Annotated in this window: 29 protein-coding genes; 7 read left to right on the top strand and 22 right to left on the bottom strand. The window is 40.1% G+C overall.

Going from position 1 to position 24,572, the window contains the following annotated elements; genetic code table 11:
• Positions 1 to 313 precede the first annotated feature (313 nt).
• From Q4550_RS20315 to Q4550_RS20305, 3 genes are all read right to left on the bottom strand, one after another.
• Positions 314 to 454, bottom strand: coding sequence for a YuiA family protein (locus Q4550_RS20315; RefSeq protein WP_194219020.1), 141 nt, complete (start codon positions 452 to 454; stop codon positions 314 to 316).
• A 217-nt stretch (positions 455 to 671) separates the two neighbouring features.
• Positions 672 to 1,154, bottom strand: a complete 483-nt coding sequence (locus Q4550_RS20310; RefSeq protein ID WP_303535560.1) for an NUDIX domain-containing protein — start codon at positions 1,152 to 1,154, stop codon at positions 672 to 674.
• A gap of 215 nt (positions 1,155 to 1,369) precedes the next feature.
• Positions 1,370 to 2,572, bottom strand: a complete 1,203-nt coding sequence (locus tag Q4550_RS20305; RefSeq protein WP_194219018.1) for an NAD(P)/FAD-dependent oxidoreductase — start codon at positions 2,570 to 2,572, stop codon at positions 1,370 to 1,372.
• A 371-nt stretch (positions 2,573 to 2,943) separates the two neighbouring features.
• On the opposite strand from Q4550_RS20305, the gene Q4550_RS20300 reads away from it, so the two are divergent.
• Together Q4550_RS20300 and Q4550_RS20295 are read left to right on the top strand one after the other, a co-directional pair.
• A complete protein-coding gene (locus Q4550_RS20300) occupies positions 2,944 to 3,951 on the top strand; it encodes an NAD(P)/FAD-dependent oxidoreductase (protein ID WP_303535558.1) in 1,008 nt (335 codons plus the stop codon).
• Positions 3,952 to 3,975: 24 nt separating this feature from the next.
• The gene (locus Q4550_RS20295; protein WP_303535556.1) at positions 3,976 to 4,104 is read left to right on the top strand and encodes a hypothetical protein; all 129 of its coding nucleotides are present in this window, start codon (positions 3,976 to 3,978) and stop codon (positions 4,102 to 4,104) included.
• 50 nt (positions 4,105 to 4,154) lie between these two features.
• Here Q4550_RS20295 and Q4550_RS20290 read toward each other — a convergent pair whose 3' ends face one another.
• A complete protein-coding gene (locus Q4550_RS20290) occupies positions 4,155 to 4,346 on the bottom strand; it encodes a hypothetical protein (RefSeq protein WP_303535555.1) in 192 nt (63 codons plus the stop codon).
• Positions 4,347 to 4,536: 190 nt separating this feature from the next.
• Between Q4550_RS20290 and Q4550_RS20285 the strand changes: the two genes are divergently transcribed.
• On the top strand, positions 4,537 to 5,358 hold the full coding sequence (locus tag Q4550_RS20285; RefSeq protein WP_303535553.1) for an SDR family oxidoreductase: 822 nt from the start codon (positions 4,537 to 4,539) through the stop codon (positions 5,356 to 5,358).
• A 55-nt stretch (positions 5,359 to 5,413) separates the two neighbouring features.
• On the opposite strand, the gene Q4550_RS20280 is transcribed toward Q4550_RS20285, so the two are convergent.
• The 14 genes from Q4550_RS20280 to Q4550_RS20215 form a co-directional block, all read right to left on the bottom strand.
• On the bottom strand, positions 5,414 to 6,382 hold the full coding sequence (locus tag Q4550_RS20280) for a sugar phosphate isomerase/epimerase family protein (protein ID WP_303535552.1): 969 nt from the start codon (positions 6,380 to 6,382) through the stop codon (positions 5,414 to 5,416).
• 21 nt (positions 6,383 to 6,403) lie between these two features.
• Complete coding sequence (locus Q4550_RS20275; protein ID WP_303535550.1) at positions 6,404 to 7,444, bottom strand: Gfo/Idh/MocA family protein; 1,041 nt, start codon at positions 7,442 to 7,444, stop codon at positions 6,404 to 6,406.
• Between the two features lie 4 nt (positions 7,445 to 7,448).
• Complete coding sequence (locus Q4550_RS20270) at positions 7,449 to 8,477, bottom strand: Gfo/Idh/MocA family protein (protein ID WP_303535549.1); 1,029 nt, start codon at positions 8,475 to 8,477, stop codon at positions 7,449 to 7,451.
• Positions 8,478 to 8,501: 24 nt separating this feature from the next.
• Positions 8,502 to 9,221, bottom strand: coding sequence for a ThuA domain-containing protein (locus Q4550_RS20265; RefSeq protein ID WP_303535547.1), 720 nt, complete (start codon positions 9,219 to 9,221; stop codon positions 8,502 to 8,504).
• Between the two features lie 22 nt (positions 9,222 to 9,243).
• Positions 9,244 to 10,071 (bottom strand): carbohydrate ABC transporter permease, encoded by an 828-nt coding sequence (locus Q4550_RS20260; protein WP_098444829.1) that lies wholly within the window; start codon positions 10,069 to 10,071, stop codon positions 9,244 to 9,246.
• Positions 10,072 to 10,107: 36 nt separating this feature from the next.
• Positions 10,108 to 11,454, bottom strand: coding sequence for a carbohydrate ABC transporter permease (locus Q4550_RS20255; protein ID WP_303535544.1), 1,347 nt, complete (start codon positions 11,452 to 11,454; stop codon positions 10,108 to 10,110).
• A 150-nt stretch (positions 11,455 to 11,604) separates the two neighbouring features.
• Entirely contained in the window at positions 11,605 to 12,918 is a 1,314-nt protein-coding gene (locus tag Q4550_RS20250; protein WP_303535542.1) for an ABC transporter substrate-binding protein, read from the bottom strand.
• A 72-nt stretch (positions 12,919 to 12,990) separates the two neighbouring features.
• Positions 12,991 to 13,980: a LacI family DNA-binding transcriptional regulator gene (locus tag Q4550_RS20245; protein WP_303535541.1), complete on the bottom strand. Its 990-nt coding sequence runs from the start codon at positions 13,978 to 13,980 to the stop codon at positions 12,991 to 12,993.
• 129 nt (positions 13,981 to 14,109) lie between these two features.
• Positions 14,110 to 14,862, bottom strand: a complete 753-nt coding sequence (locus Q4550_RS20240) for a sugar phosphate isomerase/epimerase family protein (protein WP_303535540.1) — start codon at positions 14,860 to 14,862, stop codon at positions 14,110 to 14,112.
• A 366-nt stretch (positions 14,863 to 15,228) separates the two neighbouring features.
• Positions 15,229 to 15,585: a HesB/IscA family protein gene (locus Q4550_RS20235; protein ID WP_283153732.1), complete on the bottom strand. Its 357-nt coding sequence runs from the start codon at positions 15,583 to 15,585 to the stop codon at positions 15,229 to 15,231.
• Positions 15,586 to 15,912: 327 nt separating this feature from the next.
• Positions 15,913 to 16,773, bottom strand: a complete 861-nt coding sequence (gene dapF, locus Q4550_RS20230; protein ID WP_303535538.1) for a diaminopimelate epimerase — start codon at positions 16,771 to 16,773, stop codon at positions 15,913 to 15,915.
• A gap of 21 nt (positions 16,774 to 16,794) precedes the next feature.
• Positions 16,795 to 17,034, bottom strand: coding sequence for a hypothetical protein (locus Q4550_RS20225; protein ID WP_226615075.1), 240 nt, complete (start codon positions 17,032 to 17,034; stop codon positions 16,795 to 16,797).
• Positions 17,035 to 17,170: 136 nt separating this feature from the next.
• Positions 17,171 to 18,394 (bottom strand): NupC/NupG family nucleoside CNT transporter, encoded by a 1,224-nt coding sequence (locus tag Q4550_RS20220; RefSeq protein ID WP_194219002.1) that lies wholly within the window; start codon positions 18,392 to 18,394, stop codon positions 17,171 to 17,173.
• 236 nt (positions 18,395 to 18,630) lie between these two features.
• Positions 18,631 to 18,855, bottom strand: a complete 225-nt coding sequence (locus tag Q4550_RS20215; RefSeq protein ID WP_283153731.1) for a YuzB family protein — start codon at positions 18,853 to 18,855, stop codon at positions 18,631 to 18,633.
• Between the two features lie 217 nt (positions 18,856 to 19,072).
• Between Q4550_RS20215 and Q4550_RS20210 the strand changes: the two genes are divergently transcribed.
• Positions 19,073 to 20,137, top strand: a complete 1,065-nt coding sequence (locus tag Q4550_RS20210) for an NAD(P)/FAD-dependent oxidoreductase (protein WP_283153730.1) — start codon at positions 19,073 to 19,075, stop codon at positions 20,135 to 20,137.
• Positions 20,138 to 20,218: 81 nt separating this feature from the next.
• Here the strand turns inward: Q4550_RS20210 and Q4550_RS20205 are convergent, their stop codons facing one another.
• Entirely contained in the window at positions 20,219 to 20,527 is a 309-nt protein-coding gene (locus Q4550_RS20205) for a DUF1462 family protein (protein WP_194218999.1), read from the bottom strand.
• Positions 20,528 to 20,738: 211 nt separating this feature from the next.
• Here Q4550_RS20205 and Q4550_RS20200 point away from each other — a divergent pair, with 211 nt between their 5' ends.
• Positions 20,739 to 20,963 (top strand): NifU family protein, encoded by a 225-nt coding sequence (locus Q4550_RS20200; RefSeq protein ID WP_194218998.1) that lies wholly within the window; start codon positions 20,739 to 20,741, stop codon positions 20,961 to 20,963.
• Positions 20,964 to 21,007: 44 nt separating this feature from the next.
• On the opposite strand, the gene Q4550_RS20195 is transcribed toward Q4550_RS20200, so the two are convergent.
• Complete coding sequence (locus Q4550_RS20195; protein WP_194218997.1) at positions 21,008 to 22,009, bottom strand: protein kinase family protein; 1,002 nt, start codon at positions 22,007 to 22,009, stop codon at positions 21,008 to 21,010.
• A 167-nt stretch (positions 22,010 to 22,176) separates the two neighbouring features.
• On the opposite strand from Q4550_RS20195, the gene Q4550_RS20190 reads away from it, so the two are divergent.
• Complete coding sequence (locus Q4550_RS20190) at positions 22,177 to 22,674, top strand: phosphatidylglycerophosphatase A family protein (RefSeq protein ID WP_194218996.1); 498 nt, start codon at positions 22,177 to 22,179, stop codon at positions 22,672 to 22,674.
• Between the two features lie 31 nt (positions 22,675 to 22,705).
• On the opposite strand, the gene Q4550_RS20185 is transcribed toward Q4550_RS20190, so the two are convergent.
• Both Q4550_RS20185 and Q4550_RS20180 read right to left on the bottom strand, forming a co-directional pair.
• Entirely contained in the window at positions 22,706 to 23,470 is a 765-nt protein-coding gene (locus tag Q4550_RS20185; protein ID WP_303535534.1) for a TIGR01457 family HAD-type hydrolase, read from the bottom strand.
• Positions 23,471 to 23,636: 166 nt separating this feature from the next.
• Positions 23,637 to 24,083 carry a DUF86 domain-containing protein gene (locus Q4550_RS20180; protein ID WP_303535569.1) on the bottom strand — a complete coding sequence of 149 codons (447 nt, stop codon included), beginning with the start codon at positions 24,081 to 24,083 and terminating at the stop codon, positions 23,637 to 23,639.
• Between the two features lie 180 nt (positions 24,084 to 24,263).
• Here Q4550_RS20180 and Q4550_RS20175 point away from each other — a divergent pair, with 180 nt between their 5' ends.
• Positions 24,264 to 24,536, top strand: coding sequence for a DUF3055 domain-containing protein (locus Q4550_RS20175; protein ID WP_303535532.1), 273 nt, complete (start codon positions 24,264 to 24,266; stop codon positions 24,534 to 24,536).
• The last annotated feature ends 36 nt before the right edge of the window (positions 24,537 to 24,572 follow it).

Raw genomic sequence — 24,572 nt, 5'->3', positions numbered from 1 at the left:
GGAGCTAGATCAAAGCAAAGCGCAAGCGCCCGGTAGGTCCGACAAGCGCTGGAAGCTTTTCAATTGAACACGGTCTTTGTGTTCAACTGAAAGGCTGAAGCGACTCGAGGACCTGGACGCTGGAGCTAGATCAAAGCAAAGCGCAAGCGCCCGGTAGGTCCGACAAGCGCTGGAAGCTTTTCAATTGAACACGGTCTTTGTGTTCAATTGAAAGGCTGAAGCGACTCGAGGACCTGGGCGCTGGAGCTAGACCTCAACCCATTTTATCCATTCTTATATTGAACCAAAAGAAAAACTAAGCGCTCTCAAACGCTTAGTTAGTTGGATTTTGTTTTGCTCCACTTCCTCCACAGTTATCACATGTTTCCGATCCACCAAGAAGTAGTTGAAAGTACCCCTTTCCCTGGCAATAAGGGCAATCAGTTGCTTTCGCCTTATTTTGTTGTCTTCTCACATCAACCACTCCTTAGTTGTAATTTTCTGATAATATATCAAGAATCGCCGAAAAAGAAAAACACCAAATTTCACATTGACAGCCCGTGTAAGCGAATACATCATTAGTTATCAGATTATTTCGTCATTTATCAAACCATTTCAACCATTAGTAGGTGATGTGAACAAATCGGACCTTTCCACCTATAACAGAGGTGTCTCGATTCGTCTTGAATTTTTCACTTTTTATTGAAGCTCGAATATAACAATTTGTAAGACGTGTACTGAAATTGATTTCCAGGATTCATCTCCGTTATAAACTGATCCATTTCATTCAGAAAAGAAGGAATCATAGACGACGTACGTGGATCAGTAAGCAGTTCCTCCTTTGTTAAAAATCGGCACTTTTCAATTTCATTCGTTTCGGACGTTAGCGTGCCTCCGGTTCTTCTCATATAAAAAACCACTAGGTTATCACTTACCTCTTTGTTAATGACACCTGAACGAATTCCTGCTATTCCAGTCGTTTCCGCAACAATACCCGTTTCTTCAAAAATTTCTCGGACAGCTGCTTCATCAACCGTTTCACCCGGATCCACAAATCCAGCAGGAAAAGACCATTTCTCTTTTAAACCACCATACTTCTTCATCACGACGAGATACTTCCCCTCAAATTCCACAATGCCTGCTGCTGCCAACCATACTTTTCCTCTTTCGGTCAAATCGAAATCCTCCCCCTGGAATAAATAAAGTAGTACGTTCATAGACTTTACTATAGCCCCTATTCTATTGAATAGATTAGAAAAACTTGGCTGATCGTCATCTCCTTTATGACGATCGCCTTCGTTTTTCTTATTACGCTGATCACAAATGAATCATTCCATAAGAGCAAAAAAAGGCAAAGACATGACGTCTTTGCCCTCTTTATCGAATGATCTTAAAATAGCTTAAGCTTACCTTTTTTCCAGACAAGCCCTGGCCCACCAAGCATGAAGAGATAGCGATTATCAATCACTTTTTTCATAGCAGACGCTGTGCTACCATAAAGCTTTTTATTCCCAACTTTACCAATCGCTTCGCCTTTACCAAGTGAAGCAACCGTACCTTTGATGTCAGGAGTAAAGCTTTCTAGCTCTTTCCCACGCACAAGGCTTAATAAGTTCTTAGATACAGCTCCAGCAGCCTGGATCGCAACCTGAGCCGTCGGAGGGAATGGACGATTGATTTCTTCGTTAATAAGAAGAGCACAATCTCCAACAACGAAAACATTATCGTAATCCGGTGTACGCTGATCTTTACGAACAGGAACACGGCCGCGGTTTGTTTCGAAGCCAGAATTTGCAACGATGGAGTTACCTTGCACGCCACCAGTCCAAACAACTGTCGCCGCTTTTACTTCTTCATCCTCACCCAAAATAACGCCGTCTTCTGTTACTTCTTTGATCATTGTGCTCGTACGGAATTCCACACCTTTACGTTCAAGTAGATTCATTCCGTATTCTACAAGCTCCTCATCAAAACCAGGAAGAACAGTTGGGGACGCTTCCACATTAATGATTTTAACGCGATCACGAGGGATATCGAACTCTTTGCACAGTTCAGGAACACGTTCAGCAAGTTCACCAACAAATTCAATTCCAGTGAATCCTGCACCTCCGACAATAATAGTTAGAAGATCATCGCGACGCTTAGACTCATTATTGTAGCTTGCGAACTGGTATTCAATGTGTTCACGAATTTTTCGAACGGAGTTTACGCTACGAATACTGAAAGCATTTTCTTTAAGACCCTTAATACCAAACGTAGCTGGTTCAAAACCAAGTGCTAGCACAAGGTAATCGTATTCAAGTTCACCGTTAGAAAGAATGACGCGCTTTTCATCCGGCTTTACTTCTACGACTGTGTCTTTAATAAATTTGATTTTGTTCATATCAATGACATCTTTGATCATAATTCTTGTTTTGTCATGGTGCATTGTTCCTGCAGCTGGTTCATGAAGCCATGTTGTTTGGTAATGATAGTCATGCTTATTCACAAGCGTAACTTCCACTTCATTTGTTCCCATTTCTTTCTGAAGACGAGCTGCTGTCATAATACCGCCGTACCCTGCACCTAAAATTGCGATTTTTGGCCTACTCACTTGAATCACATCCACCTTTTATCGGTATTTTTTTAGGACATATTGTAGATTTCCCTGCATTGCCCCATCGTGAAACGTCAATAAACGCTAAATATAAGGAATCTCTTTCTCAAAATAAACAAAAATAAATAGGATCAAGAGACATTGTTAAGTATTTCACGTTCTAGATCGAAAAAAATGGTGATCCAGCCCGCACTTTGTCATAAAATTATCAAATCTGACGCTCCATTCTAATCATATTCTTTTTTTTTTCCTTTTTCAACCTTTATAATGAAAGTTCTAGAGGTGTTTTCACCTTAGGGGTTTAGTTCCGTTTTTATTATGATTATAATAATGAAAGCACATTGAATAAATTATAGGGGGACTGACTTATGACTGACCAACATGAACTTTATGATATAACGATTATTGGTGGAGGTCCTGTTGGCTTATTTACCGCATTCTACGGTGGTATGCGCCAACTTAAAGTAAAGATTATTGAAAGTATGCCACAGCTTGGAGGGCAGCTCTCTGCACTCTATCCTGAAAAATACATTTATGACGTTGCTGGTTTTCCAAAAGTTCTCGCACAAGATCTTGTCGATAATCTTGTCGAACAGGCGAATCAATTTCAACCAGAGGTTGCTTTGGAGCAGTCTGTGGAAGAAGTAACAAAACAAGAAGACGGCACTCTTTACCTTCGTTCAAACACGGGAGAAGAGCATTATACTCGAGCGGTTATCATTACTGCTGGTGTTGGGGCCTTCCAACCTCGTCGCTTGAAAGTAGAAGGTGCTGATCTTTATGAAGGAAAGAACCTTCACTACTTCGTAAATGATCTCACAGCATTTGCAGGACAAAAAGTCCTTATTGCTGGTGGAGGAGATTCAGCAGTGGATTGGGCTAATATGCTTGAGCCAATTGCTGAGGAAGTAACGCTCATTCACCGTCGTGATAAATTCAGAGCTCACGAACACAGCGTTGAACAGCTCATGAATTCTTCGGTGAACATTCAAACGCCGTATAACATTACTGAGTTCATTGGTGATGGAGGACGCATTAACCAGGTTGTTCTCGAGCAAGTTAAAGGTGAGGAGAAAATTACGAAAGACGTGGATGCAGTTATTGTGAATTACGGCTTCATTTCTTCTCTTGGACCAATTAAAGAATGGGGTCTTGAGATTGAAAAGAACTCCATTGTTGTTAATTCCAAAATGGAAACAAACATTCCTGGTATTTATGCAGCTGGTGACGTTGCTACATATGACGGCAAAGTGAAGCTTATCGCCTCTGGATTTGGTGAAGCACCAACAGCTGTTAACAATGCCAAATCCTATATGGATCCTGATGCAAAGGTACAGCCGCTTCATAGTACTAGCCTTTTCGACAAAAAAAAGTAAGTTCTACGAAAGGTAAGGATAAACATGGATGAGATTCTCTTTATCATCGTGATGATAGCAGGTCTTGGCTTCTCTCTTTATAAAAGTCTTAAAGATACGCCAAAGCCGAACTGGAAAATCGTAAAACAAAACCTTTTCCATTCTTCTCACTAAGACGTTAAAAACCCCGTACACTTGTACGGGGTTTTTAATATGTATGTTTTTTACCATCCAAGCCCTACTTTGGTTGCTAGAATTTCTCCACCTGAACCATTCAACGTAATTTCATAACGCCCTGAACGATTAGAGTATGCGAGTGTTTTTTCTTTAAAAGCAACATTAGCTTGATAGCGCACTTCAAAATTCTCCGTCTCTAAATCTCCCGATCCCTCTTCATGTATCTTTAATGTAAACAACAAAATCCCCTCCTTATACAGTCATTTTATCACCGTAAGAATTCATGAGATATGACAAATAGTTTACACTAGTACCGTATTTTTCCATGAAAAATATTTTCTTTACAGCACATTCCTTGTGATTATTTTATTTTTGAAGCGGGTAAACCCAAAATAGACTTAAATAATCTGTTTACAGGAGGACTTATCAATGAGTAGATTACAAAATAAAACAGCGGTAATTACTGGTGCTGCAACTGGAATTGGACAAGCCACTGTTGAGCTTTTCGCAAAAGAAGGTGCTACGGTTTTATGTGCTGATGTTAATACAGAAGAGATGAATAAAACAGCTGAGAAGCTGAATAACAATGGAGGGAATGTAGAAACATTTCACGTTGATGTATCAAGTGAGGAAAGCGTAACGAGTTTTGCTAACAAAATAAAAGAGGAATATGGCACGATTGATGTCCTCTTTAATAACGCAGGGGTTGACCAGGAAGGTGGAAAAGTCCACGAATACCCAGTCGAATTGTTCGATCGCATTATTTCAGTTGACTTGCGCGGTACTTTCTTAACAAGCAAATACTTACTTCCCCTTATGATGGAGAACGGCGGATCAATTATTAATACGTCTTCGATGTCAGGTCGAGCAGCTGATCTTGATCGTTCAGGCTACAACGCAGCAAAAGGCGGTATTACTAACTTTACGAAAGCCATGGCAATCGACTATGCAAGGCAGGGAATTCGAGTAAACTCTCTTTCTCCTGGTACGATTGAAACACCACTAATTGATGAGCTTGCCGGTTCAAAAGAAGAAGAAATGGGTCAGAAATTTAGAGATGCGAATAAGTGGGTTACACCACTTGGTAGACTTGGCCGCCCGGATGAAATGGCGAAGGTCGCTCTTTTCTTAGCATCTGATGATAGTTCTTATGTGACAGGTGAGGATATTACAGCTGATGGTGGTATTATGGCGTATACTTGGCCTGGTAAGATGTTAATCGATGAGCAATGGCAAAAGGAAACAGAGTAAGACAAGGAAGCAAAACCCCGATGCAACGAGCATCGGGGTTTCTTTATGAATAAACTTAAGCCCACCACATTTCCGTTGGCTGTTCAACAATTAAAACAGATTGAAGGTTCTTAACAGCCGTTTGGAAGCCTTCGTTAATAGACATGATTGGATCTTCGTGTTCAATGCTTACAACATGGTCATAGCCATATGTACGAAGTGCGCTCATCATGTGAGACCATTCTTGATTACTATGTCCACAACCAACAGAACGGAACGTCCATGCTCGTGTCTTCACTTCTCCATAAGGCTGCATGTCTGTTAATCCATGCATGTTGACATTATCTTGATCGATATACGTGTCTTTCGCATGGAAATGATGGATCGCATTTTCTTTTCCAAGAATTTTAATGGCTGCGACAGGGTCAATTCCTTGCCACCACATGTGACTTGGATCGAGATTTGCACCGATTGCGTCACACGTTAGCTCACGAAGCTTAAGCATCGTGTAAGGTGTATGTACAAGAAACCCGCCATGAAGCTCAAGACCTATTTTCACATTATGATCCTTAGCAAATTGCCCCCACTCTTTCCAATAAGGAACTAGTTTCTCTTCCCATTGCCACTTCAAAATATCTGAGTACTCCGCTGGCCATGGCGTTACTGGCCAATTTGGGTTTTTCGCTTCTTCGCTATCACCGGGCGTTCCTGAGAATGTATTCACTACCGGAACATTCATTGCCGATGCTAATTTCACAGTCTTAACGAAAGTGTCGTGGCACTCCTCAGCAAATTTCTTATCAGGAGAAATAGGATTTCCGTGACAGCTAAACGCACTAATTTCGAGTCCTCTTGAATGAACTTTATCAAGATATTCCGAGCGCTTCTCTTCACTTTCGAGCAATTCATCCAGATTGCAATGAGCATTACCTGGATAACCTCCCGTTCCGATTTCCACCGCTTTAAGTCCAGATTCTTTCGCATGATCGAGCATCTCTTCGAATGACTTATCTGAGAATAGTACAGTAAATACACCTAGTTTCATAGGACCACTCCTCTTATGTTTTTAATCAAGTCGAATGCTTCTCCCAGTTGTACAGCTTTCATAAATTGCTTCAATTACTTGTGACACCCGTCTCGCCTCTTCCGATTTTACGATCGGTTCCTCTAGTCCAAGACAGCTGTTCACAAAATTCGCAGCTTGAGGCAATCCTGGGTCCTCATCTCCTGGTACCCATTGACTGCTCGTATTAAAAAGCATGCCGTGCTGAGCTTTATTTAATTGAAATGGAAAAACATCGAGACCCCCATTACTACCGGAGATACTAACAGACTCTTTGTCCTCTGCAATGTTGGCTGACCAGGATGTTTCAAAGAGCATAGAAATATTATTATCAAAACGGATATATGCCGTGACATGATCATCCACATTAAACGTCTCGTGATCAAATGCTCCCCACTGGTTCACTTGTTCAGGCGTTTTGCTTAAACGATTGTATGTTGTTCCTGACACTTCAACAGGCTTCGCGTTTCCCATCAGCCACATACTTAAATCAAGAAAGTGGCATCCATAATCTATTAAGCTACCGCCGCCTTGAAGCTGTTTATTCGTAAACACGCCCCAGCCCGGAACCTTTCGGCGACGAAGAGCTTGAACTCTTGCAACCATTGGATCACCGATTTCATTCTCTTGAATAAGTTGACGTGCCGCACGCGGTTCCTTCATGAAGCGATAATGATAAGCGATGGATAAGATTTTGCCAGACTTTTTCTCTGCTGCAATCATCCGATCACATTCGGTAACTGTCATCGCCATTGGCTTTTCACAGAGAACATGAACGCCTGCGAGTAGAGCTTGCTCAGCTAGATCAGCATGAAATTTATTCGGTGTGCAAATCGTAACGGCATCTACTTCATTTAGCATATCCTGTACATGCTCGTACACATTAGGAATATGACAAGAAAGCCCTACCTGCTGCGCTTTTTCATAATCAACATCATAAACACCAAACAACTCTACTTGTTCAGAGAGCTGCTGGTATGCTGGGATATGTCGGGACTGGGCGATGCCGCCAGACCCGATAATCCCCATACGTAATTTATTCACTTGATCACCTCAGGTTAACGATTTTCTTCGTTTCATTTGATTCTAGTGCCGCGAGAACAACTTGAAGAGAATTCATACCTTCCATACCGCTTACAGGAACGTCTTTATCTGACACAATGCTATCTACGAACTTGTCGATAACTTGTGAACTCGATTGGCCGTCGCTATCATTTGTTTGAATACCACCAAGCTCATATTTCACTACTTCACCAGTCTGGTACTGAACAACAAGCGAATTTACTGGATCGTCTTCAAGTCTAAGAATCGCTTTTTCGCCATAGATAATCGTTGAATTATCTTCACTCGCTGTATAAGCCCAGCTTGCTGCTAGCGTTCCAATAATACCGCTTTCAGATTTTAAGATACACACTGCACTATCATCAACAGTAGCAAACTCCTTCGCACTTGTTTCAACAAACGAGCCTACCTCTACGATCTCTTCATTTAATAAATAGCGGATAAGATCGGTCTTATGCACACCAAGATCTCCCATTGCTCCAATAAATGCTTTCTCTTTCTCGAAGAACCAACTATCTTTCCCATCCACACTCCAACCTTCAGGTCCAGGATGTCCAAAAGCTGTTCTAAAACTATACACTTTGCCAATTTCACCGCTTGCTAGAATGTCTCTCGCCTTTGCGTGGGAAGGAACGAAGCGTTGATTGTGAGCAATCATTAACTTCTTCCCACTTGCGCGAGCTTCTTCAATCATTTCTTCCGCATCTGCACGTGACGTTGCCATCGGCTTTTCGCAAAGAACATGCTTTCCTGCTTTTAATGCAGCAATAGAAATCGGGGCATGGAGGTAGTTTGGCGTACAAACACTTACAGCATCAATCTCACTATTTTGCAGTAGTTCCTCATAGCTTTCATAGGACTTTGCTCCGTAAAGAACCGCTGTTTCATCTGCTCTTGTTTTCACAATATCGCATACCGCAGCAATTTTTATTTGTGTATTTGCCGCGTATTCTGGTAAATGGCGGTGTTTCGCAATACTCCCACATCCGATAACACCAATTTTTAATTCATTCATGGTTTCTCCTCCTCAATCAATCTCTTATTTAGACGCGATGGTTTCTAACGGTTTTGCATTTCCATAGACTGGTTTTGGTATCGTCGTGGGTTTAGCCCAGGCTACAGCATTTTTCATAACCTGTTGGATCTCTTTATTGTAATAGGTTGGATATGTCTCATGACCAGGTCTGAAATAGAAAACCTTTCCTTGTCCTCTCTTATATGTACAACCGCTTCTAAAGACCTCTCCGCCTTCAAACCAGCTTACAAACACAAGTTCATCTGGTGCAGGGATATCAAAATGCTCGCCATACATTTCTTCTCTCTCAAGCTCAATTTTCTCACCAAGTCCCTCCGCAATCGGATGGGTTGGATCTACAATCCACATTCTCTCTTTCTCATCCGCTTCACGCCATTTTAAATCGCAGCCTGTCCCCATTAGCTTCTTGAAAATTTTAGAGAAGTGACCAGAATGAAGAACGATAAGCCCCATTCCATCAAGAACTCGTTGATGAACGCGATTCACAATTTCATCAGATACTTCTTCATGCGCGATATGTCCCCACCAGAGAAGTACGTCCGTGTTGTTCAGGACATCTTCAGATAAACCATGTTCATGTTCGTCCAGCGTTGCCGTTTTCACTTCAAAATCTTCTTTTAGAAATTCTGCAATAGCACCATGAATCCCATTTGGATAGACGCTTCGCACTTCTTCACTACTCTGCTCATGACGATTTTCATTCCATACGGTTACGTTTAGCATTAAAATCCACTCCTATTTTTATCTATTCTTTAACTGAACCTGATGTTAATCCTGACACGATTCTTCTTTGGAAAATCAAAACCATAATAACAAGAGGAACGGTTACAACAACGGTTGCTGCTGAAATTTCTCCCCAAGGGATCGTATACTGACCCTGAAATAGGGCAATTCCGACCGGCACCGTTTTAAACTTATCAGCCGTGTTAATCGTAAGGGCAAACAAGAACTCATTCCAGGCTGCAATAAATACGAGAATGGCTGTTGTAAAAATACCTGGTACAGCAAGTGGCATAATCACTTTCCAATACGTTTGCCATAATGATGCTCCATCGATCTTCGCTGCTTCTTCAAGATCGAAAGGAATTTTACGGAAGAACGTAACGAGAAGCCAGATCGATAATGGCAGCGTGATCGTTGTGTACGGGATGATTAAGCCAAGATAACTATTTGTAAGACCTAAGTTTTTCAGAAAAATATAGATTGGTGAAATCGTCGCTACTTGTGGGAACATGGATACAGATAAGACAATCCCCAATATAATCGGTTTTCCTTTAAAATTCAGACGCGCGATGGAATAAGCAGCGAATGAAGCGACTAGAACGGTGTACACAGTCGTAATCGTCGCCACAACGGTACTGTTCCAAAGATAGCGTGGGAAAGGATAATCTACGAAAACGGATACATAGTTTTGTAGAGTTGGGTTATTGGTAAAAGGATTGAACGCTTTTTCACCAAAGAGCTCTGTTAGTGGTTTAATCGAACTTGCAAGCATCCATAAGAACGGAAACATGACAACAAAAACAAACACAACTAGGAAAACGTAAAACATCGGTCCCGCTTTCTTATTCATCTGGCTGTCCCTCCTTATTCATGATAAAATACATTCTCATTTCTTTCCAGTTCCATCGTTTATTAGTTCTGCACCGAGTAATTTAATAAAGATTCCAGAAATTATGGCAACACAGATGAATACAACTACTGAAATAGCTGAACCTTCACCAAAGTTTGTCTGTGTAAACATCAATGTATAAGCGAGCATCGAGATCGTTTCGGTTGAATTCGCTGGACCTCCGCCAGTTAATACGTATATTAAGTCAAACACTCGGAATGCATCTAGAGTCCGGAATAAGAGAGCAACGAGAAGACTTGTTTTCAAAAGTGGTAATGTAATCGTTACAAACTGCTTCCATTTATTCGCTCCATCAATTGATGCGGCTTCATAGAGGGAGGATGGGATCGTTTGCAGTCCCGCTAGAAGAAGTAAAGCCATATAAGGTGTCGTTTTCCACACATCAGCGAAGATAACAGAGAACATTGCACCTGTATCCGTAGTGAGAAGCATCGACATACGATCTATCAATCCTACATCTTCAAAGAGCTTCGCTACAATACCGTTTTGTCCATCATAAAGGAACTTCCACATGAGGGCTGCAACAGCTGTTGGAATAGCCCACGGGATAAGAATACTTGCTCGAATTAATCCTCGTCCTAAGAAAGCTTTGTTAATAAGAAGGGCAATCGCCAGGCCTAGAATTAACTCTGCTAGAACAGAAATAAATGTAAATACACTCGTATTCCAAAGAGATTTCCACATCCGTGTATCAGTTAAATTTTCTTTGTAGTGTTGAAATCCAATGAAATTTGGTTCAACAACAATTTCAGTTAAAGCCGATGACAAACCAACAATTTTATCGCCTTTTTCCAAACTTCCTTCTTCATTGATTGTCATTAAATCACTATTGATTTCTTTAACGGAAGTCGTAAAATCTTCTGCTACACTTTCGTTGATTTCAACGTATTTCATGTCGTCAGGAATATTTTCAAACTTATCAAGCTTTTCATTAATCACATCATAGTTTTTTGCAGCTTGAGGATTTTCTTTAATACTTGCATCAAGATCCTCAAGTGTTGCCTTCATCTCAGTAAGCTCTTCATTTGAATTTCCATTGTCAATTTCAGAGTTAATTGCACCAACTAGAAATGGATAGTTTTGCAAATACCGATCAAGATCAATTTGGTAATCAAGATGAACTTCTGATTTCGTTGGTTCATTAAGACGAAGGTCGAAAAGACTAAAATAAAATGACTGGAAAACTGGCCAAATAGAAATCGCTAGAATAAGAATTAGTGCTGGGGCAAGAAGTAAATAACCTACAACCGCATCGTTTTTTTTCTTCTTTTTGGGCTGGTTGTCCACTTTAATAGGCTCTTTTGGATCGATATCTGTCTGCATACCAACGCTCCTCTCTTTAGGAAAAAGTGTCTTGTTGCTCACTTAGTTACGATCGCTACAAGACACCGCTTTTTGATACTACGAAATTTCTTGCAGAGAATATGTAGGAAAGAGATTAGCCTTCGTATTGAAGGCTAATGACCTTCTCTATTATTTTTCTAGCTTTTCATTCATTTCTTTTTCCATTGCAGCCGCTGCTTCTTCAGGAGTTTCTTCTCCTGCGATCGCTTTAGAAATGTGAATTTGAATGATTTCAGAGATTTCAGGGTAGTTTGGTGCTACAGGACGTGAAACCGCTGCTTCAAGTGCTGTTTGGAATCCTTCTTCTCCAAAGAATGGGTTCGCTTCGATAATTTCTTCATCTTCGAACAGAGCAGGGATTGTTGGAGCGTGTGAACCTTTAATTGCATCAATTTTTTGTCCTTCTTTACCAGTCATAAACTTCAAGAACTCCCATGCTTCTTGAGGATGTTCAGAGAAATTATTGATGGCTGCCATCCAACCGCCAAGGGCTGAAGCAGAACCAGCGTCACCTTCAGGAAGTGGAGCTACTTCTACGTTTCCAACAATCTTAGACTGTTCTTCATCATTCGCAAGTGCGAATTGATATGGCCAGTTACGGATAAACGGAGATTGACCTTCAATAAATGCAGTATGAGATTCGACTTCAGTAAACGTATTGATGTTACCTGGAACGAAATCAGAGTTTGCGATTTCAACCATTTTTGAAATACCTTTGATCGCTTCAGGGCTATTGATAACAACTTCTCCATTCTCATCAATAAACGCACCGCCGTAAGAACCGACAAATTCAACTGCGTTTGTTACAAGACCTTCGTATTGCTTCGCTTGCATGAGGTAACCAAACTTCGTACCGTCTTCACCTTTTAGCTCAGAAGCTTGAGTCATCAAGTCATCCCATGTTTTTGGAGCTTCAGTTACTAAGTCAGAGCGATAGAATAGCATACCAGTATCAATGAATTTAGGCATCGCCCACTGCTTTCCGTTAAATGTTGCTGCCGTAACTGGTCCCTGGTTGTAGTCGTCCATATTAATACCGTCTTTTTCAATGAAACGGTCTAATGGAAGAACATATCCTGCTTGAGCGAATTCAGCTGGCCAGATTACATCGATATCGAATACATCAATTTCTGATGATTCAGCGTTCAACATTGTGACATAAGCATCATGTTGTGCTCCTGTGTCGGTCGGCATCTCGCGGAATTCGATTTCGATATTCGGGTTTTGCTTCATAAATTCCTCAACCATTACATCAGTTGATCCAGTAGCATCTTTACCACGCGCATAAACAAGTGTTACTTTCTCTTCGTCACCCGAACTTGCATTTTCATCACCAGAGCTGTTGTTATTACTTGAAGAATTGTTTGAAGAACTACATGCCGATAGAACTAGAATAAGAGCCAAAACGATAAAAAGTAGTTTACTATTCTTCATAATTCGCATAATAATAAATCCCCCTTAAATTTGGTTGAAATCGATTTCAATAAAAAAGTTAACGCTTACATTTATCGCAAGTTATGTAGAGTTACGAATAACAAGCGATAGTGGTAATTCTTTAACACTTTGAGTAGTACGTTCACACTGCCCTTTTAAACAGTCAATAAAAATAGTCATAGCTTGTCCGCCAATTTCAGCCCCAGGTTGATATATGGTTGTTAGCTCTGGCTCAATTAAGCTAGCAATTGGCTGATCGTCAAATCCGAGTATCGCAATATCTTTCGGAACATCTAATCCATTTCGCTTTGCTTCCTTCACCATTGCAGCTGCAACTTCATCTCCACCTGTAAAGATAGCCGTTGGTCGTTCAGTTAATTCAAGAATTTTGTTAAACGTTCTTACGCCGTCTTCCATTGTATATGTATCTTGGAAGATCCATTCTGGTTTTATTTCTAGGCCAGCTTCTTCAATCGCTTGAAAGACTCCTTTGCGGCGATCATTAGACAACCCGCTTGTTGAGCCCATACAATAAGCAATCCGCTTATGTCCTCGCTCAATTAAATGCTTTGTCCCTAAATAACTCCCCTGAACTTGATTCAATCGAACCATTGGTACCGTCGCATCATGATGATATTCATTACAAAGTATAATCGGTCCATGTGCCGTGTAGGGCTGAATTTCTTCCCAATTATTTTCAATCGAAGTGAAAATAACACCATCAACTTGCTTCGTCTGTAACAAATTCAAGTATTCGAGTTCCTTCTTCTTACTAGATTTCGTCTGACAAATGATCAATTGAAACCCATTCGCTTCAGCTACGCTTTCAATTCCATTAAGAACCAGTGTAAAAAACGGATTTGTTAATCTTGGAATTAACACAGCTACTAGATTTGTTCTTCGATTTCGCAAGTTTCTAGCTGATGTATTAGGAAAGTAACCTAGTTCCCTCATTGCCTTATGAACTAATTCCCGCTTGTCTTTAGTTACGTGTGGATAATCATTGATGACACGTGACACAGTCGCTCGTGATAGACCTGTATAGTGTGCGACATCAGCAATTGTTGCCATGTTTCATCCTCCTCAGAAAGTACAAAAGACCCTCCCTTCGTTTGTAATCGATTTCATGAAATCGATTACAAATAGCATAACGTAAGTTCACAGAATCTTCAACATTATTTTTTGAATATTTTAACCATTTTATTTTTTTAGCTGTATTTCTCTTAAATACTTATAACTCTGAGTCACACTTTCAATCGGATCAACATCACATTCGTCCTGCTCAACAACCCACCATTTTACGTCGCATGCCTGCCCCTGCTCCACTACTTCCTGAATCGCAATGTTACCAGTGCCAAGTATAGCCGTTGCTTCTCTTTCATCATCCGATCGGTCCTTTAAATGTATGATTGGTGTTCTACCTGAGAACTTTTGCATCCACTCAACTGGATCATGACCAACCTGGTTAAGCCAGTAAATATCAAATTCAGCCTGAATGGAAGAATGCGCATCTAAAATTCTGAACAGCTCACTCCCTTCAATACTTCGACCAAGTTCAAAATCATGATGGTGATATCCTAATTCCATTTGATGCTCAGTACAAACTTCCGCTGCATTCTTCATGATTTTAGCTATCTTTAAAAAGTCCTCATGACTTCTTCTTTCAGGTGGAAGCCATGGGCAAATAATTCGGCTGTTTCCAAGTACTTTTTGCTCCTCTATAACAGCTTCCAATTCGTTTTCAATTCGCTCAATTGGGATATGATGTCCAATGACGCTTAACCCAAGTTCATCTAATTTGTTTTTCACCACTGATGGTTCATGGCCATGTAATCCTGCAAGTTCAACACCTTCGTAGCCAATGCCCTCTACTCTTATTAATGTTCCGAATAAATCCTTCTCACATTCGTTTCGCAATGTGTAAAGTTGTAACCCAACTCCAATTTCAGTCATATGTGACACTCCTTTTCATAATTAGAATAAACATTCCATTCTTCCTGGCAAAGTCGATCAATTTGTAAATTTACAAATTGATCGTTTGAATGTTGACTCTCATAGAAGATAAATTTTCTTCACCATCACTGTGTTCGATGGAACGACTATAATCCCTTTTTTTAGACATAAAAAAAGAAATTTTTCATTATGTGCTCTCGATTAAAATTACATTTAAAAAGCTCATAAATTGTTCAGAGAGTTTAAAGCAGAACCTATAATGGAAAGAGAGTAATAAAAAAGCTCCCCCACACGTTCAATAAATAATTGAACGTTGGAGAAGCTTTAAACTAAGGGTAATGACTCACCCTATCCGATATTAAATTCTTAACAATTCTCCGGCGTACCAGCGTTTGTCGCTGTCTTAAAAGAAGAACCACAGCCGCATGATGCGATCGCGTTCGGATTATCGATGGTGAATCCGCCGCCCATCATGTTTTGTTTATAATCAATATTTACACCGTTTAAAACGGGTGCGCTTTCGTTATCCATAATAATCGTTACGCCATGCTGAGCGTCGAGAGCTTGATCATCTTCCTTCATTTCTGTGTCAAAGCCCATGCCATAGCTTAAACCGGTACAGCCGCCACCTTTAACACCTACGCGCAAATAAAGATTGTCGCCTTCTTCTTGCTTCATCATTTCTTTTACCTGTGCTGCTGCAGCTTCAGATAAATGGATCATTTAAATCCCTCCAATCACCGTAATGCTACTATTAGTATATCGTGCTATAGAACTAAGCTCAACAATTGAACACTATCAAACAGAAATACTCACTTCGCTAGCCTAATGATTGTATTTCAACTGTAATATCAGATTATGCTTCTTATCAGGTTTTTGACCATATGCCAATAGTTCCAGGTAATTCAAGGCAAGTACTATATCGGCTTGAGTCATTTTTGCGCATAGAATTTCACGCCGTATCTTTTCACAGTCGGAGTCTTGAATGGTCCTTCTATTTATAACCACTTATTATTCTATATCAGTATCCTATCATTTACAAATATCCAGTTATTTCACCATATAATAAACTCCAGTTGATATCGTCACTGCTGGACCTGTCATCCAGATGTGATCATCTTCATCCCACGTAATTTTCAGATCGCCGCCTGCAAGGTGAACTGTCACCTCTGTACCCTTTAATGTTTTGTTATTTAATACACCTGCTACTACTGCTGCACACGCGCCTGTTCCACAAGCTTGAGTAATACCAGAGCCTCTCTCCCATACCCGAAAATGGTATTCACTGCTAGAGACTACTTCAACAAATTCAACATTAATACTTTCTGGAAATAGCTGATGATCTGTAAAATAAGGTCCCGCTGTTGTGAGAGGAGCCTTTTCTATATTATCGACAAACATCACCATGTGAGGATTCCCCATCGATACTCCCGTCATTTGAAGCGGTTCTTCTTCAAAAAACACCGTTTCATCAATCACTTCGTCTTCTGAATTTCCTTTCATAGGAAGACTTCCTCTTGTCCACTCTGGTCTGCCCATATCAATCGTAACAGTTTCCACACGATCACCCGCTAAATGAACTTCTGCCTGTACAAGTCCTGCTAGCGTTTCAATTGCAAATTTCGTTGAAGAAACCAGCTTGTTTTCATATGCATACTTAGCTACACAGCGGAGGCCATTACCACAGTTTTTCCCTTCAGAACCATCTTTATTAAAAATTCTCATCTTCACTTCTGCTTGATCGGAAGGGCAAATCAAAATCATTCCATCCGATCCTATACCCGTGTAGACATCCGATACTTCTCTTGCGTAATGAGGAAGATTCTTTTCTTCTAACTTTTGCTCAAATAAGTTGATGTAAATGTAATTGTTACCAAGACCGTGCATTTTTGTATATGTTATCTCTTGCAATGCTTTCACTCTTTCTATATTTTAATGGCTCTTTCGAACAGCTTCTGTCGTCCAGAAATAATCACTATCAATTTTCTCAATCATGAGCTTGCCGTTACAGCAAGGCATCACGAGTCTTGTTTTGATTTCTTCACAACCTTGTTGGTAATCTCGTTCTGTCATAGGCGTTAAAACATTCTCACTATGACAAAATGGACAATGCGGAACATAGACGTCCCCCATCATACGATCATATGGCAATGTATGTTCAAAGCTACTCACGAGTGATCCCCCCTGTCTATTATTTAGACAAGTATACCGTAAAACAGGTAAAAAACAACACCGCTTCGCCTTCCGTTTTCAACACAATCAATCAGAAAGGTATAAAAAAAAGCCTCTATAAAAGAGGCTTTCAAATTTAGAAAATAAGCATACCTGCGATTGCAGCATTTAAAAGGTTCGCAAGCGTACCTGCAAGGATTGCGCGCATTCCAAGCTTTGCAATTTCAGGGCGACGTTTAGGCGCCAGACCTCCAAGGCCTCCAAGTAAAATAGCAAGAGAAGAGAAATTCGCAAATCCACAAAGAGCAAAACTGATAATCGCAACTGATTTGTCAGTTAGGTTTCCAGCACTAATTTCTGGACCGAAAGAAGAGAAAGCTACAAATTCATTAAGAATCAACTTCTGTCCAATGTAGTTACCTGCTTGAACAGCATCTTGCCACGGAACACCAATAACAAAGGCAAGTGGTGAGAAGATATACCCAAGAATCTGCTGAATCGTTATGCTTCCTGCGCCAAACCATCCACCAACTGCTCCAAGTAAACCGTTTAGCAAGGCAATCAATGCGATAAACGCAAGAAGCATCGCTCCAACGTTTAAAGCAAGTTTCAGACCGTCTGATGCACCATGTGCAGCAGCGTCAATCACGTTTACGTGATCTTCGTTTCTTTCCATCTTAATTTCTTTCGCTGTTTCTGGTGTTTCTGTCTCTGGCATGATGAGCTTAGCCATTAACAAACCACCTGGTGCTGCCATGAAACTTGCCGCTAGTAAATACTCAAGCGGTACACCTAATAAAGAATAACCAATCAGGACAGAACCAGCTACCGAAGCAAGTCCTCCTGTCATAACTGCAAAAAGTTCTGATTTCGTCATTTTATCTAAATAAGGTTTGATGACAAGTGGCGCTTCCGTTTGACCAACAAAGATATTTGCAGTAGCTGATAGTGACTCCGCTTTACTTGTTCCAAGCGCCCATGAAATCGCTCCACCAAGTAGACGGATAACCCACTGCATAATCCCAAGGTAATAAAGAACAGAAATAAGAGAAGAGAAGAAAATAATGATCGTTAGTACTTGAAATGCAAAGATCATTCCAATGTCTTCATTTCCAATTAAGCCACCGAAAAGAAAGCCAATTCCCTCATTAGCATATCCAATAATATCCTGAACGAATAATGATAGTTGCTTTAAAGCAGTCTTACCTGCTTCCCATTTTAATACTACAAATGCAAATGCAACCTGAATGGCAAGTGCACCCAGTACCGTACGAAGGTTAATCGCTTTGCGATTTGTAGAAAAGATTAGTGCGATGGCAAATAACACAGCCATACCACCGAATCCCCATAAAATTTGCATATTTTACACCCCTTGTTAATTATTGAACCCGTTTATAAGCATAGCCTACCCCATTACCAGATTTTAAATAGAAATATTATAGCAATTAGCTAAATACAGCGCTTACAAACAGTGTTTTGTTATCTGAATATTCGACATTTTTCGCGCGTACGCGGAAAATAAAAAGTCCGTTCTCTCTCTATTAGACTTCAATGGACCTTTGTCATTATAACACAGAAACTGAGCAGTGAAAGCCCTTAATTTTCTTCGTTTAATTTTCGCATTATTTTTTCTATTAAAGCTTCAGATGTATCTGCATTTACTAAACGTCCATCTACGATAGCAAAAGACTCAGAGTAGCAGTTCCCACAATAACCAAGACAGCCGTAGTCAATTAATTCAATATCGTGGATCTTCTCCAGGGCCTCCCATACGCGCTTATTCTCTCTCAAGTTTCCCGCACAAAATTCGATTGTCTTCAAAGTAAAGCACTCCCCAGTTAAGCATTTAAGAAATGTTATTGTACATAAGTCACAGTTTCGCTATACTTTTAACTGTCATAACATAATGAATCGTATAACTATATTATAGCGCGTGTCGCTTCCTTTTTTCTTCCTTATTCATCATTTCTTCTACATCTTTTCTACTTAATTATAGGGAGACAGCGTTATGTAATTTTATTAAAGGGGACCTCTTATCATGAAAAGGCTAGTGCTATTAGGCGGAGGATACGGCGGTATGCGTATCCTACAGAAATTATTTGCATCTGATCTACCAGAAGACCTCACAATTACGCTTGTTGACCGAAACCCTTATCACAGTATGAAAACCGAGTATTATGCACTTGCTGCCGGAACAGCAAGTGATCATCACATACGTGTTCAATTCCCTGTTCATAAGAAGCTAGAAATCAAATACGGCGAAATCACTAGTATTAATCTTGACTCAAATGTTATTCACCTAAATGACGATGATGACCTTGCATATGACACGCTCGTCATTGGACTAGGATGTGAAGATAAGTATCATAACGTACCAGGTGCAGATGTTCATACGCTAAGCATTCAAACGATTGATTCATCTCGAAGAACGTATGAAGTATTGAACAATCTCGGCGCTAAATCTGTCGTTGGTATTGTTGGTGCAGGACTTAGCGGAGTGGAGCTAGCAAGTGAACTTCATGAAAGTAGGCCAGATCTTCAAATTAAGCTATTTGATCGAGGACACACTATTCTTTCTGCCTTCCCAGAACGACTTGGAAAATACGTTCAATCCTGGTTTGAGGAGCGTAACGTAGAAGTTGTTAGTGAATCGAATATTACAAAGGTGGAACCTAATACGCTCTTTAATCATGGAGAGCCTGTCCACTGTGATTCGATTGTTTGGACAGCTGGCATCCAACCTAACAAAATCGTAAGAGATCTTGACGTTGAAAAAGATGCCCAGAAGCGAATCGTCTTAAATGACTATCATTCTGTTCCAAGTCATGAGAATGTTTTTGTTGTAGGAGACTGTGCAAGCTTGCCACACGCACCAAGTGCTCAGCTTGCTGAGGAACAAGCAGAACAAATTGCTCTCGTATTGCAGAAACAATGGAAAAAAGAAACACCACCTGCGCTTCCACCAATTAAAATTAAAGGAACGCTTGGTTCACTCGGAAGCAAGCACGGCTTTGGTGTCATGGCCAATCGTCCACTTACTGGCCGAGTTCCTCGCCTACTTAAGTCAGGTATATTATGGATGTATAAGAACCATAACGGTTAATAAAGTTGAACTTTATAAGAAGCAAATATACTTTTTCGTAATATAAAACCCGTGAACAAATTTGTTCACGGGTTTTATCATTTAAGCCGTTGCAGAACGGTCTTCTAGAACAGCATATAAGTCTTTTAATTTAGGGTTACCTTCTGACACAATTTCATTTCGGACGACAACAACTGGATAGAACAGATCTTCATCAATCACTTTTGAAGCGAAAGCCGCCTCATATCCGGAAAGTTTACTATGAATATCAATATATCGAACGACTATTTGGCGATCTGGATACTTGCGGTCGAGGGCCGCTTTAAGCCATTCAGCCGTTTCCTCTGAAGAAGGTAAGTTAACACAGCTCGCACAGCGCTCACCTGCTCCATAGACGAGTACTTCTTCCATGGTGAAAACGTCCTTTCTATTCAATCAATTTACCTTCATTGTACCCTATTCCTATCATGTAGAAAAGAAGCATTGGCCTTTTTCATGTTCCAATCTTGAATATGGATTCATACCATGATAAAGTTAGGATGAGAATTATAATCATTCTACATTAGCACATAGATTTTTAACATAATCATTAGTATAATGGAAGTATGAAGGGAGTCGATGAATGATGCAAGAGCAAGTACAAGATGTATTGAATAAACTACGTCCATTCCTTCTGCGTGACGGTGGAGACGTAGAGCTTGTAGACATCGAAGAAGGCGTAGTTAAAGTACGTTTAATGGGAGCATGCGGCAGTTGCCCTAGTTCCACTATCACACTTAAAGCAGGTATTGAACGCGCACTTCTTGAAGAAGTTCCTGGCGTAACTGAACTCGAGCAAGTATTTTAAACCAAACACATCCACCCCCTCTGTCATGGAGGGGGTTTTTATTTTTAACTTAACCAATCTACTCTTCTCATTTGCTTACCATATTCACCCATCAATTCCTGAAACAACAAACGGTACATTTCCTCCCTTTCGCCTTCTCTTCTCACAAGTTCCTTTAAATTCACAAAGCTCTTTTCTTTCTCCTTCAAATTGCCATCACTATAGTAATGCTCGACTGTCTCTACATATGGAAGAGGGAATAACAAACGAGCATACAGTAGATTCCAATCCATTTGAGTTAACGTACGCCTCTCATGATAATCCCACATAAATTGCCTGATGCCTTCAAAATTCCCTTCGCCCTCCACTAGCTCATATCTAATCCACTCAGCAAGATCTCTCGCTGGATGGTCAAGGATGAGATCATTCGGAAATAGCCCTTCAGATGTACGGTGATAATTGGCCGTATACCGATTAAACGCAAGAGTTCTAATCTGAAATGGATTCATTCCCATGTCGATGCCACAGTCCACAATGTACTGAATCGCATTCTCTGATAAGCCAGAATAATAGGGGAATGTTTCTATAAACCATTCATCAAATTCTCTGAGAGGCTGAGTCTGATTCTTCAATTCCTCACGAAAAGATTCAAGTTGGTCTATCCTGTACTGCCACCTCATCTGCCACGGTTGAATTTCTGGTAATTCATTATAAGCTGCAAGGAGATTACCTGCTTTCCTATGAAATAGCGCTAGCCGACTCCCATCACTGTGATGAATGCGATTATTTCGATCATACGGTTTTTGATAAAGAACATACGCCTCATTTTGAATTGTCTCTATATACTTCCCTCTTCTTGAAGAAATCGGTAACATTGTAGGTTCATTCTGTTGATTAAGAAAGTTTGCAACCATTACATACCAGGGAAATTCACTCTCTTGTTCACTTAGTGCACGTCTCAAAATAAATTCAGATTGATCAGATGTACGAAGCAAATATCCACTATTTTTAACATTATGTTGATCTATAACGATGCCATATTGATGAAAAACCTCTCGTTCAAGCATATTAACCCTCCGGCAATTCGTCTTAATACCGTACTATATGCCCCGCGCGCCCAATCGGTGTAAAGTAGTCACAGAAGTTTAGTGTCATATTTCTTCCTGACTTACCATATACTAATATAATCAATAACATCCAATACCAATTTACTATAAAGTTAGGTGGGACAAGAATGGGCCAAGAACCTATGGACCTTGTAGAACAAGCAGCGAGAAGTAAATTAAAAGAACGTGGTGTCGAGATCAAAGATATCGCAGACCTTGTTTTCTATCTCCAAGAAAAATATCACCCTAACCTTGAAATGGAAACTTGCATACAAAATGTAGAACGTGTACTTTCAAAAAGAGAAGTGCAAAATGCAGTGCTCACGGGAATTCAGCTTGACGAACTTACGGAAAGAAAACTGCTTGATCAGCCTCTACAAGATATATTAATGAAAGATGAAGGTCTATATGGAGTAGACGAAATCATCGCTCTTTCAATTGTAAATGTATACGGATCGATTGGCCTTACGAACTATGGTTTTATCGATAAACAAAAGCCTGGTATTCTCGAAAAGTTAAATGATAAATCCAGTGGTGCATGCCATACCTACCTTGACGATATTGTGGGAGCTATTGCGGCAGCTGCATCTAGTCGACTTGCCCATAGAGCTCAAAAAACAGAATAACGGCAAATATAAAAACGCCCAATGGGCGTTTTTATATTTGCCATTCATCTAGCGTAAGAGCCGTATACTCGGGTTGCTTTTCGACTGATAACAAGTGCTCTTTCGTTGTTACGCCTGTATGAACAAGCAATGTATCCAAACCGGCATTGATACCTGCAAGAATATCGGTGCGATAATTATCCCCAACCATCAACGTCTCTTCTTTCGGTGTACCAAGTTGAGCAAGAGCTTGTTCCATAATAATCGGTTCAGGCTTCCCAATAAAAATAGGGTCTACTTCCGTTGAAACAGTCACGACTGCCGTCAATGAACCATTACCGGGTAACAATCCTCGTTCAGTTGGAATCGCAATATCTCCATTTGTCGATATAAAAGTAGCTCCGTTTCGAACGGCAATGCACGCCTTCGCAAATTTTTCGTATGTGATTGAACGGTCAATCCCAACGACAACATAGTCTGGATTGTCGTCTTGAATCATTAAACCTTCATCCGTTAAGGCATCACGAATGCCTTCTTCTCCAATCACATAAACCGAAGCATCTTGCTTTTCATTAGAGATATAACTTGCTGTTGCCATGCTTGTTGTAAACACGTGATCTGGCGTACATGGTACACCAAACGCCTCTAGCTTATCAGAAACTTGTTCTTTCCGTTTTGATGAATTGTTCGTCACAAATAAATAGGGAATATTTGCTTCCTTTAAACGCTTCACAAACTCGACTGCTTCGTGAATTTTTTCAGTGCCTCGATACATTGTACCATCTAGATCAATTAAATAGCCTTTATAGTTTTTCATGTACTTATTATCCTCCTTCTACTTATCCAATCCATAAGAAAACCGCTTTCATTAATGAAAGCGGTTCATATATTCGGGTTTTTGAATAAAAAATGTCAGCTGATCGTTTCTTACTCTTTTCATCAAAAACACCTTACTTTCTTTACAATGTGTGTTTACCTTAACATCAATCTTCATTATCTGGAAGAAAAGCTGAAACAGCCCCTAATTCTTGATTTAAGTATGTTCTTATATCAGTAGGAAACTGCTCTAGTGCACTGAGGTTATTCCGAAGATTTTGCTCCAATGCTTCATGATCAAGCATAACATATTGCTGCATTAGTGGTTTTCTCATGCCCACGACTTCTTTTAACATAATAGTATTTTCAGTTGAAATTACTTTTTCATCAGCTAGGATTTCAATAATATCTTCATAGCTCCCGGGATCTCGCATAATGAACCCATCAATGATGCTGTTCCCTACGTCAATCATGCTCTCAATGACAACGTGATGAATTCGCTCTAATCCGAGAAAATGAAGTTCTGTTTGAAAAGAACTTTCCTTCATAAGAACAATCATTTTATCGAAATAAACCAGCTGTTCTTCTATTTTCTTACGATCCACAAAATACATACTCATGCACCTACCTCTAACACTTATGATTCAATCACCATTTTCTGAAACGGTATTAAATACTTCTCTACATTTTATCATATCTTAAAATGCAACGGCTTACATTTTCTAATGAAAGCTTGTATGAGAACGCCTCATAAGATGGTATGATAGCGTTAACTAGAAAAGGAGGGTGCTATGATGGAAGATGAACGACTCATCTACGACGAACAGGAGGCCACTGAAGCCAGGTTCGTCTGCTTTATGGGAAGCAATCATCGGTTTGACCTTTGTATTGTAAAATCAGATCGCTTTTATGGAAAATCGTTAGTCCTCGATATTCAAGGAGGCAAATTTGCAATTATCGGCCACGATGATCTAAATGAGCCTGGAAATCTCGAGCATGCCTACTCTCTCAATGAGGAAGATGCTGAAGAACTTCGTACCTTCTTGAGAGAAGTCTTAAGTCACTAATATTTTATCAGACAATGAATACACTACCTCCTAAAG

Origin of the sequence: Anaerobacillus sp. 1_MG-2023, assembly GCF_030547345.1 — a bacterium.
Lineage (GTDB): Bacteria > Bacillota > Bacilli > Bacillales > Guptibacillaceae > Guptibacillus > Guptibacillus hwajinpoensis_B.
The sequence above is the reverse complement of the archived record's forward strand: the minus strand, read 5'-3'. Positions and strand labels throughout refer to the sequence as shown.